Origin of the sequence: Leptospira broomii serovar Hurstbridge str. 5399 (assembly GCF_000243715.2) — a bacterium.
Classification (GTDB): Bacteria; Spirochaetota; Leptospiria; order Leptospirales; family Leptospiraceae; genus Leptospira_B; species Leptospira_B broomii.
The window spans coordinates 2,371,699-2,387,823 of record NZ_AHMO02000008.1; the positions used below are offsets into that span (position 1 = coordinate 2,371,699).

15 protein-coding genes are annotated in these 16,125 nt (G+C 44.3%); 10 read left to right on the forward strand and 5 right to left on the reverse strand.

The window, feature by feature from the left end; genetic code table 11:
* Nucleotides 1-24 precede the first annotated feature (24 nt).
* Nucleotides 25-303: a phosphoribosyl-ATP diphosphatase gene (hisE, locus tag LEP1GSC050_RS16555; RefSeq protein WP_010568866.1), complete on the forward strand. Its 279-nt coding sequence runs from the start codon at nt 25-27 to the stop codon at nt 301-303.
* Nucleotides 304-350: 47 nt separating this feature from the next.
* Here hisE and LEP1GSC050_RS16560 read toward each other — a convergent pair whose 3' ends face one another.
* A complete protein-coding gene (locus LEP1GSC050_RS16560; RefSeq protein WP_040911819.1) occupies nt 351-1,100 on the reverse strand; it encodes a menaquinone biosynthetic enzyme MqnA/MqnD family protein in 750 nt (249 codons plus the stop codon).
* A gap of 151 nt (nt 1,101-1,251) precedes the next feature.
* On the opposite strand from LEP1GSC050_RS16560, the gene LEP1GSC050_RS16565 reads away from it, so the two are divergent.
* Both LEP1GSC050_RS16565 and LEP1GSC050_RS16570 read left to right on the forward strand, forming a co-directional pair.
* On the forward strand, nt 1,252-1,539 hold the full coding sequence (locus LEP1GSC050_RS16565; RefSeq protein ID WP_010568868.1) for an STAS domain-containing protein: 288 nt from the start codon (nt 1,252-1,254) through the stop codon (nt 1,537-1,539).
* A gap of 3 nt (nt 1,540-1,542) precedes the next feature.
* Nucleotides 1,543-2,418 (forward strand): CheR family methyltransferase, encoded by an 876-nt coding sequence (locus tag LEP1GSC050_RS16570; protein WP_010568869.1) that lies wholly within the window; start codon nt 1,543-1,545, stop codon nt 2,416-2,418.
* Nucleotides 2,419-2,450: 32 nt separating this feature from the next.
* Here the strand turns inward: LEP1GSC050_RS16570 and LEP1GSC050_RS16575 are convergent, their stop codons facing one another.
* Complete coding sequence (locus tag LEP1GSC050_RS16575) at nt 2,451-4,445, reverse strand: methyl-accepting chemotaxis protein (RefSeq protein WP_010568870.1); 1,995 nt, start codon at nt 4,443-4,445, stop codon at nt 2,451-2,453.
* A 120-nt stretch (nt 4,446-4,565) separates the two neighbouring features.
* Nucleotides 4,566-6,563, reverse strand: a complete 1,998-nt coding sequence (locus LEP1GSC050_RS16580) for a methyl-accepting chemotaxis protein (RefSeq protein ID WP_010568871.1) — start codon at nt 6,561-6,563, stop codon at nt 4,566-4,568.
* 158 nt (nt 6,564-6,721) lie between these two features.
* On the opposite strand from LEP1GSC050_RS16580, the gene rsmH reads away from it, so the two are divergent.
* The 7 genes from rsmH to murC are packed head-to-tail and all read left to right on the forward strand — an operon-like array spanning nt 6,722 to nt 14,319.
* Complete coding sequence (gene rsmH, locus LEP1GSC050_RS16585; protein WP_010568872.1) at nt 6,722-7,687, forward strand: 16S rRNA (cytosine(1402)-N(4))-methyltransferase RsmH; 966 nt, start codon at nt 6,722-6,724, stop codon at nt 7,685-7,687.
* The gene (locus LEP1GSC050_RS16590; RefSeq protein ID WP_010568873.1) at nt 7,684-8,043 is read left to right on the forward strand and encodes a hypothetical protein; all 360 of its coding nucleotides are present in this window, start codon (nt 7,684-7,686) and stop codon (nt 8,041-8,043) included. The genes rsmH and LEP1GSC050_RS16590 overlap by 4 nt, the downstream gene beginning before the upstream one ends.
* Nucleotides 8,021-9,526 (forward strand): UDP-N-acetylmuramoyl-L-alanyl-D-glutamate--2,6-diaminopimelate ligase, encoded by a 1,506-nt coding sequence (locus LEP1GSC050_RS16595; protein WP_010568874.1) that lies wholly within the window; start codon nt 8,021-8,023, stop codon nt 9,524-9,526. Before LEP1GSC050_RS16590 ends, LEP1GSC050_RS16595 begins: the two co-directional genes overlap by 23 nt.
* Before the next feature lie 35 nt (nt 9,527-9,561).
* Nucleotides 9,562-10,674: a phospho-N-acetylmuramoyl-pentapeptide-transferase gene (mraY, locus tag LEP1GSC050_RS16600; RefSeq protein ID WP_010568875.1), complete on the forward strand. Its 1,113-nt coding sequence runs from the start codon at nt 9,562-9,564 to the stop codon at nt 10,672-10,674.
* The gene (locus LEP1GSC050_RS16605; RefSeq protein WP_020987435.1) at nt 10,671-11,822 is read left to right on the forward strand and encodes an FtsW/RodA/SpoVE family cell cycle protein; all 1,152 of its coding nucleotides are present in this window, start codon (nt 10,671-10,673) and stop codon (nt 11,820-11,822) included. The genes mraY and LEP1GSC050_RS16605 overlap by 4 nt, the downstream gene beginning before the upstream one ends.
* Nucleotides 11,819-12,892, forward strand: a complete 1,074-nt coding sequence (locus LEP1GSC050_RS16610) for a UDP-N-acetylglucosamine--N-acetylmuramyl-(pentapeptide) pyrophosphoryl-undecaprenol N-acetylglucosamine transferase (protein ID WP_010568876.1) — start codon at nt 11,819-11,821, stop codon at nt 12,890-12,892. Before LEP1GSC050_RS16605 ends, LEP1GSC050_RS16610 begins: the two co-directional genes overlap by 4 nt.
* A complete protein-coding gene (gene murC / locus LEP1GSC050_RS16615) occupies nt 12,892-14,319 on the forward strand; it encodes a UDP-N-acetylmuramate--L-alanine ligase (protein WP_010568877.1) in 1,428 nt (475 codons plus the stop codon). Before LEP1GSC050_RS16610 ends, murC begins: the two co-directional genes overlap by 1 nt.
* A gap of 185 nt (nt 14,320-14,504) precedes the next feature.
* On the opposite strand, the gene LEP1GSC050_RS16620 is transcribed toward murC, so the two are convergent.
* Nucleotides 14,505-15,626 (reverse strand): 5-(carboxyamino)imidazole ribonucleotide synthase, encoded by a 1,122-nt coding sequence (locus LEP1GSC050_RS16620; RefSeq protein WP_010568878.1) that lies wholly within the window; start codon nt 15,624-15,626, stop codon nt 14,505-14,507.
* Complete coding sequence (gene purE, locus LEP1GSC050_RS16625) at nt 15,623-16,111, reverse strand: 5-(carboxyamino)imidazole ribonucleotide mutase (protein WP_010568879.1); 489 nt, start codon at nt 16,109-16,111, stop codon at nt 15,623-15,625. The genes LEP1GSC050_RS16620 and purE overlap by 4 nt, the downstream gene beginning before the upstream one ends.
* Nucleotides 16,112-16,125 lie beyond the last annotated feature (14 nt).

A 16,125-nucleotide genomic window follows, 5' to 3' on the forward strand; every position in this document is an offset into this window, starting at 1 on the left:
TCGAAGTTATCTCAAGGGGGAAAAATGGAATTTCTGCTTCAGCTCGAGGAAATCCTTAAGAAACGAAAGGCGGAACTCCCGGACAAATCCTATACCGCCGACCTCTTTCGTAGCGGGGTTGATCGGATTCTGAAGAAAGTCGGAGAAGAAGCGGGCGAAGTGATTATCGCGGCAAAAAATGCCGATCAAAAGGAACTCACTCATGAAGCGGCGGACCTTTTATTTCATTTGCAGGTTCTTTTAGTGGAAAGGGGACTTTCCCTTTCCGATATCGTCGCGGAACTTAGAAAACGCCATTCTTAAGCGGTATCGCTTCTAAATAAAATCCCGACTGAAAGCTCGATTCAAATCTAGAGAATTCCTAAATCAGCGCAGTATTTACCGAAGCGGTCCAAACCGGCCCTATCAGATTCAGTGATTTCGTAATGTAGTTCTTGCGTCAGATATTTGCGTACAAGATCTTCCGGGAGACGGGTTTCCTTTGCGATTATTTCTTCTATATGATCTTGGCCAAATTTCAACGAATCCATAAAGAATGAATCCGGCAATTCCAACGGTTTTTTCGAAGCCCAAAGAGCGAAAATAAAGGAAGTTCCGGTCGTCTCGTACCACCAACCGGCTAAATCTCGAACTTCATAAATTTCAGGATTCCACTCCGCAAACAAAGCATTGTCGCCGAATAGCATATGCGATCCGCGACCTATGGAAATTTCTTCTTTAATAATCCTAGGATCGGTGGGAGAAACTTCAGGCAGATATCCTGTTTCATTATGAACTAAGACTCGGACCAATGCCATACTAGTTCGCGAACCGTTATCAGTTAGGATTCGATACGGAGGATAGGGTTCTTTTTTATTTTTAAAAAACTTTATGGAGCGAACTTGTTCGGTCGCGCAGACTCCGACTTTCATGGATACTGAAAGAACTTCGGCGTTTCTAAGACATTCGATCGATGAAATGAGTCCCACATCGATTAACCCTCGCAGTAGATAATCCTTTAAAAGCGATGGATTTTCAGGCACCACTTTATGTTCCGAATGTTGCTCGAACCCCCAAGTTAGGGGTCTTGCATTTAAATGCTTAACGATGCCGATTTTCACTCTTGATTGCCGAATCTGCTTCTGGAAGGGTTCTAATAGCCAAAAAACCAATTCATGGATTCCCAGCCAGAAAAATTAGCTTTTTCCTTTTCTTTTCAGAGTCGATTCTCGACTGTATTCCGAAATGGGAAAGTCCCGTCGGATATTAGAGATGAGCGAAAAAAATAAAATCGTAATTACCTTAAATTACGAGGTTCTTAATGCGGACCATGAAGATTTACGCGCTTTCCTAAATTCTCATTTGGAAGGAAGTCCTACGCACATAGTGCTCGATCTAAAGGAAGTACAGGTTTTGACTTCCATTGCATTAGGAGCTCTTGTCGCCTTCGCAAACCGACTCCGTAGCCAGGGAATGAAATTGGAAACGATTAATGTTACCCCGAAATTATTAGAAATTATCAAACTCGTTTCCCTAGACCAGGCGCTCGGGATTCGCTAATTCATGGAAGATACATTTTCTCATTTAGTCCAGATTTCGGACGAAGAATTCCGATTCGTTAAAGATTTAATGTACCGTGAAACGGGTATTTTTTTGGCAGATCATAAGAAGATTATGGTTCAATCTCGGCTGAATTCCAGGGCAAGATTCCATAAGATGGCGAGCGTCTCCGATTATATCCGAGCCCTTCAGGCCGATCGAAAGTTTTTCGAAAGCGAATTAACGGAACTTATTAATCGTATTACTACTAACAAAACCGATTTTTTTCGAGAGAACCATCATTTCGAATTTTTGAGAGACGTTTTTTTACCGTCGGTGGAGGAAAAGGCCGTTAAAACGGGTAAGAAAAGTCTTCGCATATGGTCGAGCGCTTCGTCTACCGGAGAGGAACCGTATTCGATCGCTATTACCTGTGCCGAATACTTCGCTTTTAAGCCGGGATGGGATATTAAAATTTATGCATCCGATATCGATACGAATGTCGTAAAGACCGCTCAGGAAGGCGTTTATAAATCCGAGAGACTTGAGCCAGTCAGTGAATCATTAAAGAAAAAATATTTTTTACGCGTGAGGGATTTGTCGGGAAGAGGCGACGATTTATACCAAGTCAAACCCGAATTAAAGTCCATGATCGAATTTAGAAAAATTAATCTTTTGGAAACACCTTATCCTTTCTTGGAAAAGATGGACTGTATTTTCTGCCGGAACGTAATTATTTACTTTGATAAGCAGACTCAGAAAAAGATTTTCGAAAATTTCGAACAGGCGCTTAAAGACCGGGGGCTAATGGTGATCGGACATTCCGAGACTTTATTCGGGATTTCGGAAGCTTATAAATTTCTGGGACACACTATTTACCAAAAAAAGCCCAAAATCTGAATCATATTCTCCGACCTTTCGGGTTTGTACCATCAGTTAAACTTGAATTTCTCGGCGATTCTTCTGAGAGTTTCTGCGGTGCTCGAAAGCCCTTTCGAGGAAGTTGACATTTGCTCCGCACCGGTAGCTGTATTCAACGTATGCTCGTTGATCTGAATGATGACTTGTGCGATTTCTCGTACTGCCCGTCTTTGTTCCGCCGTCGCTATTTTGACGGACTCCGATTCGGCCCCAACTTGACCGGCTTTCTCGTTCACAATCCTATTTACTTCCTCCTGCGAGGAAGTGATCGAGTAAAGTTTGTCCATCGCTTCGGACACGCTATCCACGTTGCGAATTATCGCATGTATAATCTCGGTAGAAGATTGAATTCCTTTTGCCCCGGAATCTAATTCGGTGTTATTCTTGGCGATCATCGAAGAAATGGACTTAATGGACGAGGCTGTTTTTTCGGAAAGTTTGGAGATTTCCTCCGCGACTACCGCAAACCCTTTTCCGGCCTCTCCAGCACGAGCGGCTTCTATGGCGGCATTTAGAGCGAGTAATTGAGTCTGATCGGAAATATCATTGATAATTCCTACGATCGCTTTCATTTCCCCCGAAGATTTGAGAATGTTTGCGATCATATCGGTCATTCCATTCAAAGATTCTTCTCCTTTTTTAGCTTGAGAAGATATCGATTTAGCGATTCCTAAAGTGTTTTGAATTTCGTCTCCTATTTTTCGAACGCTCTTCGAAAGCTCCGCTATCTTGGAATGAAAATCGGAAATATTCCTGTATTGATTTTCGGTCGTTCCGGAAATCGTCTCCATTCCCGCCGACATCTCCTCTACAGTGGCTGACATCTGTTCCGTGGATGCGGCCGTAGATTGAGCGGAATTGGAAAAATTCTCGGAATTTGAAGATAAAGTTTCGGCGGAGGATGCGAGTTCGGAAGATACTCGCTGTATCTCTTTCAAGGAATTCTTTAGACTATCTAAGAATGCATTCGTATCCCGACTTAGGTCTCCGATTTCATCGTCGTGGACGATATCCAAATCTTTGCTAAGGTCTCCTTGTGACATGGATTTGAAGAGATTACGCGCCTCTTCCAAAGGTTTCAGACGAATGGTTAATAATCTGGAAAGAAATAAAATAGAGACTGCTAAAAATATTCCCGCACAGGCGATGATCTTGTATAACATCGAGTGAACGACGTCTGCAAGTTCGTCCTTAGATACCACCGCAGCGACTAACATTCCGTATTCTTCTATTCTATAAATGGTAGCAATTTTATCTTTTTTAAAGAAATACTCCGTATGTTCGTCTGATTTCAAGGACAACATACGACGTCCCCATTCGGTCTTTGATAAATCGAGTTTCATAATCAAAGACTTGTCGGGATGTCCAACGACTACCCCCGCCGCGTCCACGATTGCGATATAACCGTCGGATCCTATCTTTACGTCTTTGACGACCGCTTCCGTTACCGAGTTCAGAGAGAGTGCGAATCCCAAAATTCCTACTACTTTTGGGCCGTCCATAACCGGGACAGTAAGAAGTGTTACGGGTTCTTTTGTAATCGGGGATTGTCCTACTTTACTTAAGAAAGGTTTTCCTTTCAAGGAGGCTTGGATGTTTTCATCGAATCCCTGCTTTCCCCAACGAAAATTAGAACCCTGTCCGGTCGCGTCGGCGAACGTCAGCGGATTCTCTTCGGGAGTGGAAAAAAAAGCGTTTTCGTAGACTGCAAATTTACTATTTAGGTCGACTAACAGAGGATTCAAAACGGCGCGATCTTGACCGGCCACCGCTTTTATTATCGAAGGTTGGTTGGCGATGAATTTTGCCAAATTGAACTGGGTATCGAAGAAATCCTTAATTTCCCTGGAACTTACTCGAGAGACTTTTTTCATTTCGTCAATGTAAGTCTCTTCAATGTAGCCCTTAGCAGTAAAATAAGCGAAGGAAGATAATGCGGCTGTTAAAAGAACAACCGTCGCGCTACTGGAAAATAACAAAATTAGTTTTAAACTGTTGCGTCGCATTGTTTCTCTTTTTGGAATTCCAACCAGAAATGAAAATTTACTAATCCATATTATAGACGAAAAGAAATACTAATACATACTCTCTATATATTTCAAAAAAGAGGATGCGGGATTGACATTTTATATTTTGAATTTGTCGGTGATGTTCCTTAAAGTTTCCGCAGTTGTGGCAAGATTCTGGGCAGATGAGGACATTTGCTCCGAACCTGAGGCGGTATTGAGCGTATGCTCGTTTATTTGAGTAATTACTTGCGTTATTTCCCTTACGGCACGTTTTTGTTCTCCGGTGGCAAGTTTGACGGACTCCGCTTCCGATCCTACCTTATCGGCCTGATTGTCTACGATTTGATTGATTCCTTCCTGCGCGGAAGTTATTTCATAAAGATGATTCATAGCATCCGCGACCGAATCGACGCTTTGGATGATGCTATGTATGATTTCCACTGATGACTGTATTCCCTTGGCCCCCACATCCAGTTCGGAATTATTTTTATTGATCATATCTCCGATAGATTTGATCGAAGAAGCCGTTTTAACGGAAAGCTTGGAAATTTCTTCAGCTACTACGGCAAATCCTTTTCCGGCTTCGCCAGCTCTTGCAGCTTCGATGGCGGCATTCAAAGCAAGCAGTTGAGTCTGATCGGAAATATCGTTTATGATCCCGATGATTGCGGTCATTTCACCGGAGGATTTCAGAATATTTCCGATCATTCTGCTCATCCCGTTAAGCGATTCTTCTCCTTTACGTGCCTGCGTTGAAATCGATTTTGCAACCCCGAGAGTTCCCTGAATTTCCGATCCGATCTTTCGTACTCCGGCCGATAACTCTTTGATTTTGGAATGAAATTCAAGAATATTCCTATATTGCGTATCCGTAATCGATGATATGCTTTCCATCCCGGCCGACATTTCCTCGATCGTCGCAGACATCTCTTCGGAAGATGCGGCCGTCGATTGGGCTCCGGAAGCGAAGGCCTGGGATGAGCCGGTCAATTGTTCTGCAGCAGCGCCTAATTCGAGAGCGATACGCTGGATATCGTTAAGAGAGGATCGTAAACTACCGATAAACGTGTTCATTTCCTTGCTCATAGTTCCGATCTCGTCGTTATACGCAGCTTCGACATTGGTAGTCAAATCGCCTTGAGCCATCGATTGAAAGACGAGGCTGGCGTTGCTTAGAGGACCTAATCTTTTTTTTAATAGGAAATAAAGTATGGAAAGAGCGATAATTGCGGTCAACGTGGAGACGGCTAGTATGGCAAGAAGCATGCCTTTGAATGAACTCCAAATCTCGTCCTTGGGCAATATCACAATGGCGAGAGTATCCCAATTCTTTAGTCTGAAGAGGGTAGCATATCGCTCTTGACCTCTAAATTCGAATTCCATCATTTCGCCGTTCGCTAAAGTCAGCAATTTCTTCCCGTACGTGGTCTCCTTTGTCACATCCAAATTCAAGATCATGTCTTTTTTAGGGTGCGCGTATAATATTCCATCGGTCGTAATCGCCGCCAAATAACCTTGCTGGCCTATCTTATAATTCTTAATTACTTTTTCTGAAAGTGATTCTAAGGATACTGCGAAGGCCACGATTCCGATTACTTTTCCCGCATCCATTACGGGAACCGTGAGCAACGATACCGGTAATTTCGTGATGGGAGACCGAAGCGGCTTCCCTAAATGAAATTTTCCCTCCAACGCTGCCTTTATATTCGGAATGTTTTGTTCTCTTAATCCCAGACGTAAACCGGCCCCTTTTCCCAAGGCATCAGTGATTACCACGGGGTCTTTTTCCATCGTGGTAACAAATACGTTCTCGTACGTTCCGAATTTTTGGAGAACTTCTTTATATAGCGCCTGAGCGATCGGCTTTCCGCTACGAATGGTTTCCTTGGTTCGGGGATCTTCGGCAAGAATTTCCGCGATTCTTAAATGTGTATCGTAAAAGTTCTCGATTTCCAAACCGGCGGATTGACTTACGCTTCTCATTTGAGTAAAGTAAGTTTCTTCGATCTGGTCTTTTCCAACTCCTAAGGCCACTCCGGAAATCGTCAGGACTAGAATGGCAATAATCGAAATACTGTAAGCAAGTAGGATAAATATCAGACTTTGACGTTTCATATAATATTATTTATTAAGACGACCTGTTTTGAAGATAATTTCGGGAGAGTCAATTATTTGTTCTTTCTCGAATATCTGTACCGTTAATTCTTACGGTTTTGCTTCCGATTTAAGGGCGGCGTTTCGCTTTACAGTTGCCCGCAAAAGCCGATAACGGGATGTTGGAACATAAGTTGGAACCGGTCCATTATTCCGTCCTATACCGCGAGATCCTTTCCTTCTTTCTAGACGTTTTCGCTCCCGATCAGGAAATTCTTTTTCTAGATGGCACGGCGGGCGAAGGAGGACATTCACTTCTCCTTTTAGAAAATTTTCCCCAAGCTAAAATTATCCTGCTCGATCGGGATTCCGTGATGCTTACCAGGGCAAAAGCTCGTCTAGAACGGTTTCATGATCGCACTCATTTTATTGAGGCGAATTTTTCAGAAGTGGACGAGGAATTCCTTCGTGAAGCAGGTGTGGATCGAAGGCCGGACGGGATTCTCCTGGATTTGGGAATTTCCACATTTCACCTCTTGCACGCCGGGCGTGGCTTTAGTTTTAGGGAAAACGAACCGTTGGATATGAGGCTTTCTTCCAGCGGCGGCATATCTGCTGAAGACGTAATTAACACGTATCCCGAAAAAACTCTTAGTAAAATTTTCTACGAATATGGCGAAGAGCGTTGGACCAAGAAAATCGTGGAAGCTGTGCTTGAGCGCAGAAGGCACGGTCGCATTTCTTATACGGGCGAATTAGCTCAATTGATCTCCAGAGTGATTCCCCGAAAATTCTGGCCTCCTGGACGTCATCCTGCAACCAGAGTCTTTCAAGCTTTGCGGATAGAGGTGAATCAGGAATTACTTCATATCGAGTTCGGCTTATCCAAGCTCCTGGAAGTGCTTGCCCTGGGCGGACGGTTTCAGGTGATCTCATTTCATTCTTTGGAAGATAGGATCGTCAAGAATAAGTTTCGAGATTACGCCCGTTCGTCGGAAGCTAAGGTAGTGACGAAAAAGCCCGTTCTTCCTGGCGAAGAAGAGATGCGCGAAAACAATGCCTCTCGATCGGCTAAATTGCGAGTCATAGATAAGCTTCTACCGTCCGATACTATAGATATAGAAGAGGAGGACGAGGAAGAATGAGTCGAATCCATGAATTTGCGAATCATCGAATCTGGGGAGACTTGTCCTTTCTGGGGCTGGTATTTTTAAAAGTCGCTCTTCCTTGTCTTTTTTTATTCTTATTTGTATGGCAAAACGTACAAGTAGCCAGATTGAATCGTGAATTAGCTCTGACTTCCCAATCCAAAGAGTTACTTTTAAAGAAAAACGATGATCTTAAAATCGGAATGGCCACTTATACTTCCGCCCGACGTATCGAGGCATTGTATAGGAAAACATATCATTACTTGCCGATTACCGTGGGGGATAGAATTATTACCGTAACGCTCCCTCCGGAACGAAACGAGACCGATCTTGAAACTTTCCGTTCTCCTTGAAGCATTTCCCGGGATAAAAGTTTTTTCTCCCTCTTTCGACGATTCCGAAGAAGTCGCATTTGTTCGTACTGATTCCCGTCAACTTTCCGCTCAGGATCTGTTTTGCGTTCCGAATTCCCTAGGGGCCAGGGGAATCGGATATGCGGCCGAATCGATCGGACGCTTTCTTTTGTTTCAAGAAGGGGCTCAAATCTCCGATCTTCCGAACAAGATAATCTTAACCTGTCCGCAAGATCCCGAAAAATATGCGGGAAAAATCGCCTCCTTTCTGCTCGGAAATCCATCCGAATTCTTGAAAGTAATCGGCATTACAGGAACTAACGGAAAGACATCTCTTACTTACATACTTGCTTCGCTGGGAGAAGCAGTCGGAGCGAGCTGCGGCGTTATCGGAACCGTAGGTGCAAGGTTTCTGGGTAAGAAGAAAGACACCGGCTATACGACTCCGGATGCATGTTCCCTTCAAGAGATTTTAAAGGAAATGCTGGATGCGGGAATCGAATACGTCTTTATGGAAGCCAGCTCTCACGGTCTGAAATTGGGCAGAACCGACGGTGTTCGTTTCTCTGCAGGAGTTTTTACCAATCTTACTCAGGACCATCTAGACTTTCATCCGAGCATGGAGGATTATCTCTGGAGTAAAAGTCTACTCTTTCAATCGATGAAGGCGGAACCGAAAGCCTTCGGAGTTTTAGATCTAGGTTCACCGTCGGGCTTAGAGATGTATGACTTGATCCGTAATCAATGTCCGGAATTGAAACTCTTTGCGATTGAAGACGGCAGCGGAGAACTGAAAATTTCGAAAGAAGAATTTTCGCTACAGGGTACCGAATACGATTTCGAAATCCCATCCGTATGGGGCGGGAAGGCACGGATTCACACGAATTTATTAGGCGGATTTAATATTCGTAATACCGCTTTGGCTCTCACGACTGCTTTAGGGCTCGGCTGGCCTCGAAATTCTCTCCTACAAGCGCTTCGTTCTATTCCACAAATTCCCGGAAGATTCCAATTGTATTATAGTCCGGACAGGTCGCGAATGGCGGTGGTGGATTATGCGCATACTCCGGATGCCCTCGAAAATATTCTGCGGAGCGTCCGGGAATCAAAGCCTAAGGAATTAATCGTTTTATTCGGATGTGGAGGAGATAGAGACCGCACGAAGCGACCTCAAATGGCTCGAATAGCGGAGAAACTCGCGGATAAGGTTATTTTGACTTCGGATAATCCCAGGACGGAAAACCCGGAGGCGATCTTGGACGAAATACAATCCGGTTTTTCGCCCGGGTTTACCCCATTCCTTCGCGAAGTGGATCGAGCTGTCGCAATTCGGCGAGGAGTCTCGGTTTTAGACGAGGGGGGATGTCTTTTGGTCGCGGGAAAAGGACACGAAGATTATCAGATTATCGGAAAGGAAAAACGTCATTTCGACGACGGCGAAGAGATACAAAATGCTTGGCTGTTTACCGAATCAGGACGATAGGTTTAAGAGATCTTCCGATTCGGACTAAGGGGACTATGTTCTATTACGTATACGAGTATTTTTTTCGGGAATGGGATTCCCTTCGTATTTTCAGCTATGTTACCTTTCGTGCATTAATGGCTGGCTTAACGTCCATGTTCATCACTTTTTGGTTCGGCGGAAGGATGATCCGTTTTCTATACGGATTAAAATTTCGTGAAAGTGTCCGAGATGACGGTCCTAAATCTCATAGTGCAAAATCGGGAACTCCCACGATGGGCGGCTTGATGATTATCGGCGCTTTGCTTTTATCCGTACTACTCTGGGGAAATCTTAAAAACTTAAACGTGCTACTTTTATTAGCCGGTGCCGTATTGTTTTCCGCGCTTGGATTCGGCGACGATTATATGAAATCGGTAAAAAAGATCAAGGGGGGGATGAGAGCTCGAACCAAATTCGTTTTGTCGATTCTTTTGTCCGCAGGTTTTTGTGCCGTATATTTCTATTATACGGGCGAGTCTCCCGGAGGTTCTTCGGGCAGAATTCCATTTCATTTAACGGATTTATTTCTGCCTTTTGTGAAAGGACCGGTTCTTGCATTGGGTATTTTGTCGATTCCATTTTCAATTTTAGTAATTCTAGGCGCATGCCACGGAGTGAATCTGACGGACGGTTTGGATGGTCTCGCCGGAGGAACGGCCTGCATCACTGTAACTACGCTCGCGATCATTTCTTACGTTTCGGGAACTCCCGTTGCCGCTAATTATTTAAATATTCCTTATTTACCCGGCGCTCACGAATACAGCGTTTTCCTTTCCGCGTTAGCCGGGGCTCTCATCGGTTTTCTATGGTTCAATACTCATCCGGCTCAAGTATTTATGGGCGATACAGGATCTCTTTTTTTAGGCGCCACGATCGGAATGACCTGTGTTATGCTCAAAAAAGAAATCCTACTCGTGATACTAGGCGGGATCTTCGTAGCCGAGTCTTTATCGGTAATTTTGCAAGTAGGTTCTTTTAAATTAACGCAAAAACGAATTTTTAAAATGGCTCCTTTGCATCACCATTTCGAGTTGGTCGGAATTTCCGAAACGAAAGTCGTCATTCGTTTTTGGATCGTAGCCGTCATTTTAGCGATCATCTCCCTTTCAAGTCTGAAAATTCAATGAAAGAACTTGGGCGTAGATGGAAGGAATTCTGGGAGTCACCCGGGGCTCCTTTCGATCTACCCATGGTAGGAACGATCTTCCTTCTTTTACTCTTCGGAATTTGCGTAATGTATTCCAGCTCTTCCATCACCGCATGGAGAGATTTTCATGATTCCGAATATTTTTTAAAAAAACAAGCTCTTTGGGCGCTCATGGGAATTCTTGTTTTTTTCTTTTTTGCTAATTTCCCCTACCGCCTTTTGGAACGATTCGCCTTGGCCGGTATCATCGTAAGCATTTTACTACTCATCCTAGTATTCATTCCTGGAATAGGAAAATCCGTCGGAACATATTACGGAAGAAACTTTCATCGCTGGATAGGCATCGGATCATACCAGCTTCAACCGTCCGAGATTGCAAAGCTCGCAGTGGTGATTTATCTCTCCGCGATGATTTCTAAATTGAAAGAAAAGGAAAATCGGGAACCGAAAAAGTTTTTGATTCCAGGAGCCCTGCTTCTCTCAGTTCTAGTTTTAATTCTAGCTGAACCTGCTTTTGGAACGACGATGGAAATCCTATTCGTTGTCTTAGCGTTCGTATTCCTATTCGGATTTCCGTTCCGCAATTTAGTTTTAGTCGGTTTGGTTTCTTTGCCTCTCGCTTATTTACTGGTGGATCGTGTCGGTTACAGAAAGAAGCGAGTAGAAGTTTGGTTGGATCCCTATAAGTTTCGTTTCGATGAAGGTCATCAGTTGGTGACTTCCTTCAGAGCATTCTTGGATGGGGGATGGTTCGGGAATAAACTCGCCAGCGGATATGCTCACAGGTATTTGACTTATAGTCATACGGACTTCGTGCTGGCCACCTTTGTGGAAGACTTCGGATTCGTAGGCTTTCTTTTCTTTTTCGGTTTGGTCCTATTTCTTTTGTATCGAACATACGTGTTATTAAAGAAAGTCACCGACCCGTTCGGTTTTTACCTTGGAGCCGGCCTCCTATTTATCCTTGGCACTCAGTTCGTGATTAATAGTTATGTGGTAACTGGACTATTTCCTATTACGGGGATTAGCCTTCCGTTTATGAGTTACGGCGGATCCTCGCTACTTGTTGTTCTGGCGGCTTTCGGAATTCTTGTCAATATAACTAGAAGAGAAAACCTAGGCGTATGAGATCCGTCTTAATCGCGGCCGGCGGGACCGGCGGTCATATTTCTCCGGGGGTCGCGTTGGCGGAAACACTAATCGCCGCCGAAGCGCACTTCGATTTCGATAAAATTTATATCCATTCACTTTATCGAAACAAAGATAATCCGGACCTTAAACAAGCACCTTGCGAAGTGCTTTGGCATAATACTCCAAACTTATCCGGGAATTATCTGTTCTTACCGTTCCGCTACGTTTATCAATTATTAAAATCTTGGATATTATTCTCCCGTCTCGGGGTGGACGCAGTGGTCGGGATGGGGGGATACTCAAGCTTTCCTGCTCTTCTCTATGCATTACTATTTCGTAAAAAGATTTTTCTTTGCGAACAGAATTGCATTCCGGGGAACGTTAACCGAATCTTCTTTCGCTTTGCCGACAAGGTTGCCTTTAGCTTTCCTCCTCAGGACACGAAGCTTTCTTGCCAATGGGAAATTTTAGGAAATCCGCTTCGAAGCAAAACCGTTCCGAAACTCGCCTTAAAATTCAGCGATAAATGGGATCCGAAAAAGAAGAAGCAGTTCAATGTCTTGGTTATGGGGGGGTCGCAAGGAGCTCGTCAAATTAATAATATGGTCGTTAACTTAATGAAGCACGATATGATCCAGGAAAGATTTCGTTTTCGAATGCTGACCGGGGCTGCTTTGTATGACGAGGTTTCTAAGAAAACCAAAACGGCGGATCTAATTTCATACTCCGATAATATGGCGGAACATTACGAATGGGCGAACTTGGTCATCGCTCGCTCCGGATCCGGAGTACTTTCCGAATGTGCAGCGTTTGCTCTTCCTATGATTCTAATTCCGTATCCTTTTGCGAAAGACGACCACCAAACCGCCAATGCAAGATACATGGAGGGGAATGGAGCTGCGGTTGTGATCGAGCAACGCGACGAGGACGAGAGCCAACTCTTCAGAATTCTTTCGGACCTCACTGATGACCCTAAAAAGTTAAACGATATTTCAGTGAAATCTTTGGAGTGTTCTCATGTTGATGCCGCAGAGGATACGATTCGATTCTTCTTCGGAAAGGATTAATGTCCGGATTTAATTTCTCCAAACCAGATTTATCTTTTTCTAAACCTTTTTTTCTCGGCATCGGCGGTTCCGGAATGTCGAGCCTAGCTCATATTCTACTCGATATCGGATTGCCTGTCGTCGGTTATGACGGAAAGAAAAGTCCTACGACGCAAAAGTTGGAGGAGAAGGGCGCGAAAATTTATTCCAAATCAGACGAAATTCCGGACGAATTCGACGCGGCTATCTACTCTTCCGCGATTCGATTGGATGAGCATCCGATAGCAAAAATTCTAAACGGTCGTGGAGTTCCTTTCTTTCATCGTTCAAAAGTGTTGCATGATTGCTTCTCTTCACAAATCGGGATAGCAGTTGCGGGTTCTCACGGCAAGACCACCACCACCGCTATGACGGGATTTCTTTTGGATTCCGTCGGCTTAAAACCTTCCATAATGGTCGGAGGTGAAGTCGCTTTTTTGGACGGAAAAGGGGGAAGATTCGGGCAGGGAAAATTTGCCGTTTTTGAGTCCGACGAGTCCGACGGTACCTTTTTGAATCATGATGCACCCATCCGTATATTAACGAATATTGATGAAGATCATTTAGACTATTATAAGTCGCGACGGAATCTATTAGATGCGTTTGCAAAGTTCGTCGATAAGACGAAACGGCGTATTATTCTAAATTTGGACGACCCCGGTATTCAAGAGTGTATTTCTTTAGTGCGATCTAGAAAAACGATATTCGGATTTTCCGAAATCGGTTCAGAAAATTGGAATAAAGAAGGAAATGCGTCTTCTATAGAAGGTAAATTCGGTTTGGAAGTCGATTCGGTAATCTCCTACAAGATCGAAAAAGGTCGTTTAACATTTTACTATAACGGTAAAGAGATTTCTTTCGGTTCCAAGTTTCCCGGAACCCATTATTTGCGAAATTCCTTGGCGGCGGTTATGGCAGGTATAGAGGCGGGAATATCCGCTGAAGAAGCAGCGAGATCAATCTCCGCTTATTCTGGCGTTAAACGAAGACTGGAATATTTGGGTTCGAGAGCCGGAATCGACGTCTATGACGATTACGGTCATCATCCGACGGAAGTGAAAGCCGTACTTTCCTCGATGGCGGAAATGTCCGATGAAAAAGGAAGAACTGTGGTCCTTTTTCAGCCTCATCGGTTTACTCGAACACAAAATCTATACAAAGAATTTGCCGAGAGCCTAGAGTTCGGAGAGATCGTTTACCTTCTGCCGATATATTCGGCGGGAGAAAATCCGATTCCAGGCGTAAGCTCCGAATTGATCGTCGATGCTATGAAACATAAACCGATTCTCCTTTCCGATGACGTTAAAGAGGGATGTGCAGTGTTACGGAATTTTCTTCGATCGGGTGACAAGCTGGTGACCTTGGGCGCGGGGAATGTTAGAGACTGGGGAACGGAATTTTTATCATAGTCCATTCAATGACCTTAATCGTAGGTTTGCTCGTTTCGGAATCGTTGGATAGAGTTCGGGCCTTCGATTTATAATATTATATATTTATAATGAATCATATCCTTTTTCGGTTCGGTTATGCGAATTTCGGGAGGTCTTGCATCTTTGAAAATGTCCCATCGCAATAGGATAGAAACGATCCAAGGTTAGAGAAACGCCTTTTCCGGGTTTTCACCCACGTAATTCCAATGGCCCATTTTTCTATCCCGGCGAGGATCGGATTTTCCGTAGAGATGAAGAGAATATCTCGCATCGGACATGTATTTTAGCCATTGTTCGGAATCGGGAACGAAGTCCTGCCCTAAAATGTTCTTCATGGAGCTATCGGAGCTCAAAATAAAATCCGGAATCGGTAGACCGACTAACGTTCTTACTTGTAACTCGAATTGGGAAACCGAAGCGGCGTCTTGGGAAAAATGCCCCGAGTTATGCGGTCGGGGAGCGAATTCGTTTAATAGAAATGTCTCGCCAACTATAAAAAACTCCAACCCGAAAACCCCGACATAATCGATTCCTTCCGCCAGGCGAACTGCGGCGGCGACCATCGCATTTTTAGTTTTTTCGGGAAATTTTCCCGGATGAATGGTCAGATCCAGAATATGATTTTTATGTACGTTTTCGGAAGGGGAAAAGCAAAATGATTTTCCATCCCTTGATCGGGCGAGAATTACGGATGCCTCTTTATCGAAAAAAGCCCATTCCTCCAAAATAAGATCCAAAGGCTCGCTGCCGAGAGAGCCTGCCCAAAATCGAAATTCTTCTTTGCTATTATATTTTGTTTGTCCCTTACCGTCGTAACCGAAGGTGGAAGTTTTTAAAACGGCAGGGAACTTGCATTTTTCCACAGCCTCGACCGCGTCCGACTTATTCGTAATCGGATAGAAATCCACAGTCGGTAGACCCAAATTTCGGAATATCGTTTTTTCCCTGATTCTGTGTTGAGCGATCCGGATGCACGCCGGCCTTGGAGATACCACGAGTCCGGTTTCTTTGGAAAAATTCTCGATGAAAGTCAATTCGGTATTCGGAATATTCTCAAATTCGAATGTAACCGCATCGACGCTTGCTAAAAATTTCCGAAGCGATGTTTCGTCCTCGTAAGGAACGACTACTTCTTCCGCTCCCGCCAGCGCTGCAGGAGTATTCCGTTCCGGGGAATAAACTGAGACTCGATAGCCCATCCTAATGGCTTCTTGAGCAAACATTCGTCCGAGTTGTCCCGAACCCATGACGCCTAGTCGAGCGGACGGAAATAGGATTTTACTCATATTAATTGATCGTTTTTAGACAACGCTTCTTCGCGGATTTTATTCCGATATGCTTCCAACTTTTTAGCAAGGTTCTCGTCATGGAGGGAGAGAATTCTTGCCGCCAATAAGCCCGCATTTTTGGCTCCGGCGGAACCTATTGCAAGAGTTCCAACAGGAACTCCTCCAGGCATTTGAACGATGGACAAAAGACTATCGAGTCCCTTTAAATTGGAAGATTTAACGGGGACTCCCAGGACGGGCAGGGTTGTCAGGGATGCGACCATTCCGGGTAGATGCGCCGCCCCGCCGGCTCCGGCGATAATGATTTCGAAACCTTTGGATTTTGCGTTCTTGGCAAAGTCCACCATAATCTCCGGCGAGCGATGAGCCGAGATGATTTCCTTATGGGAAGCGATTCCCAACTCTTGAAGAATTGTAACCGCTTCCTTCATTGTTTCCCAATCGGACTGGCTGCCCATAATCACTGCTACTTTCGGTTGCACGCTTGCAGGGTCCT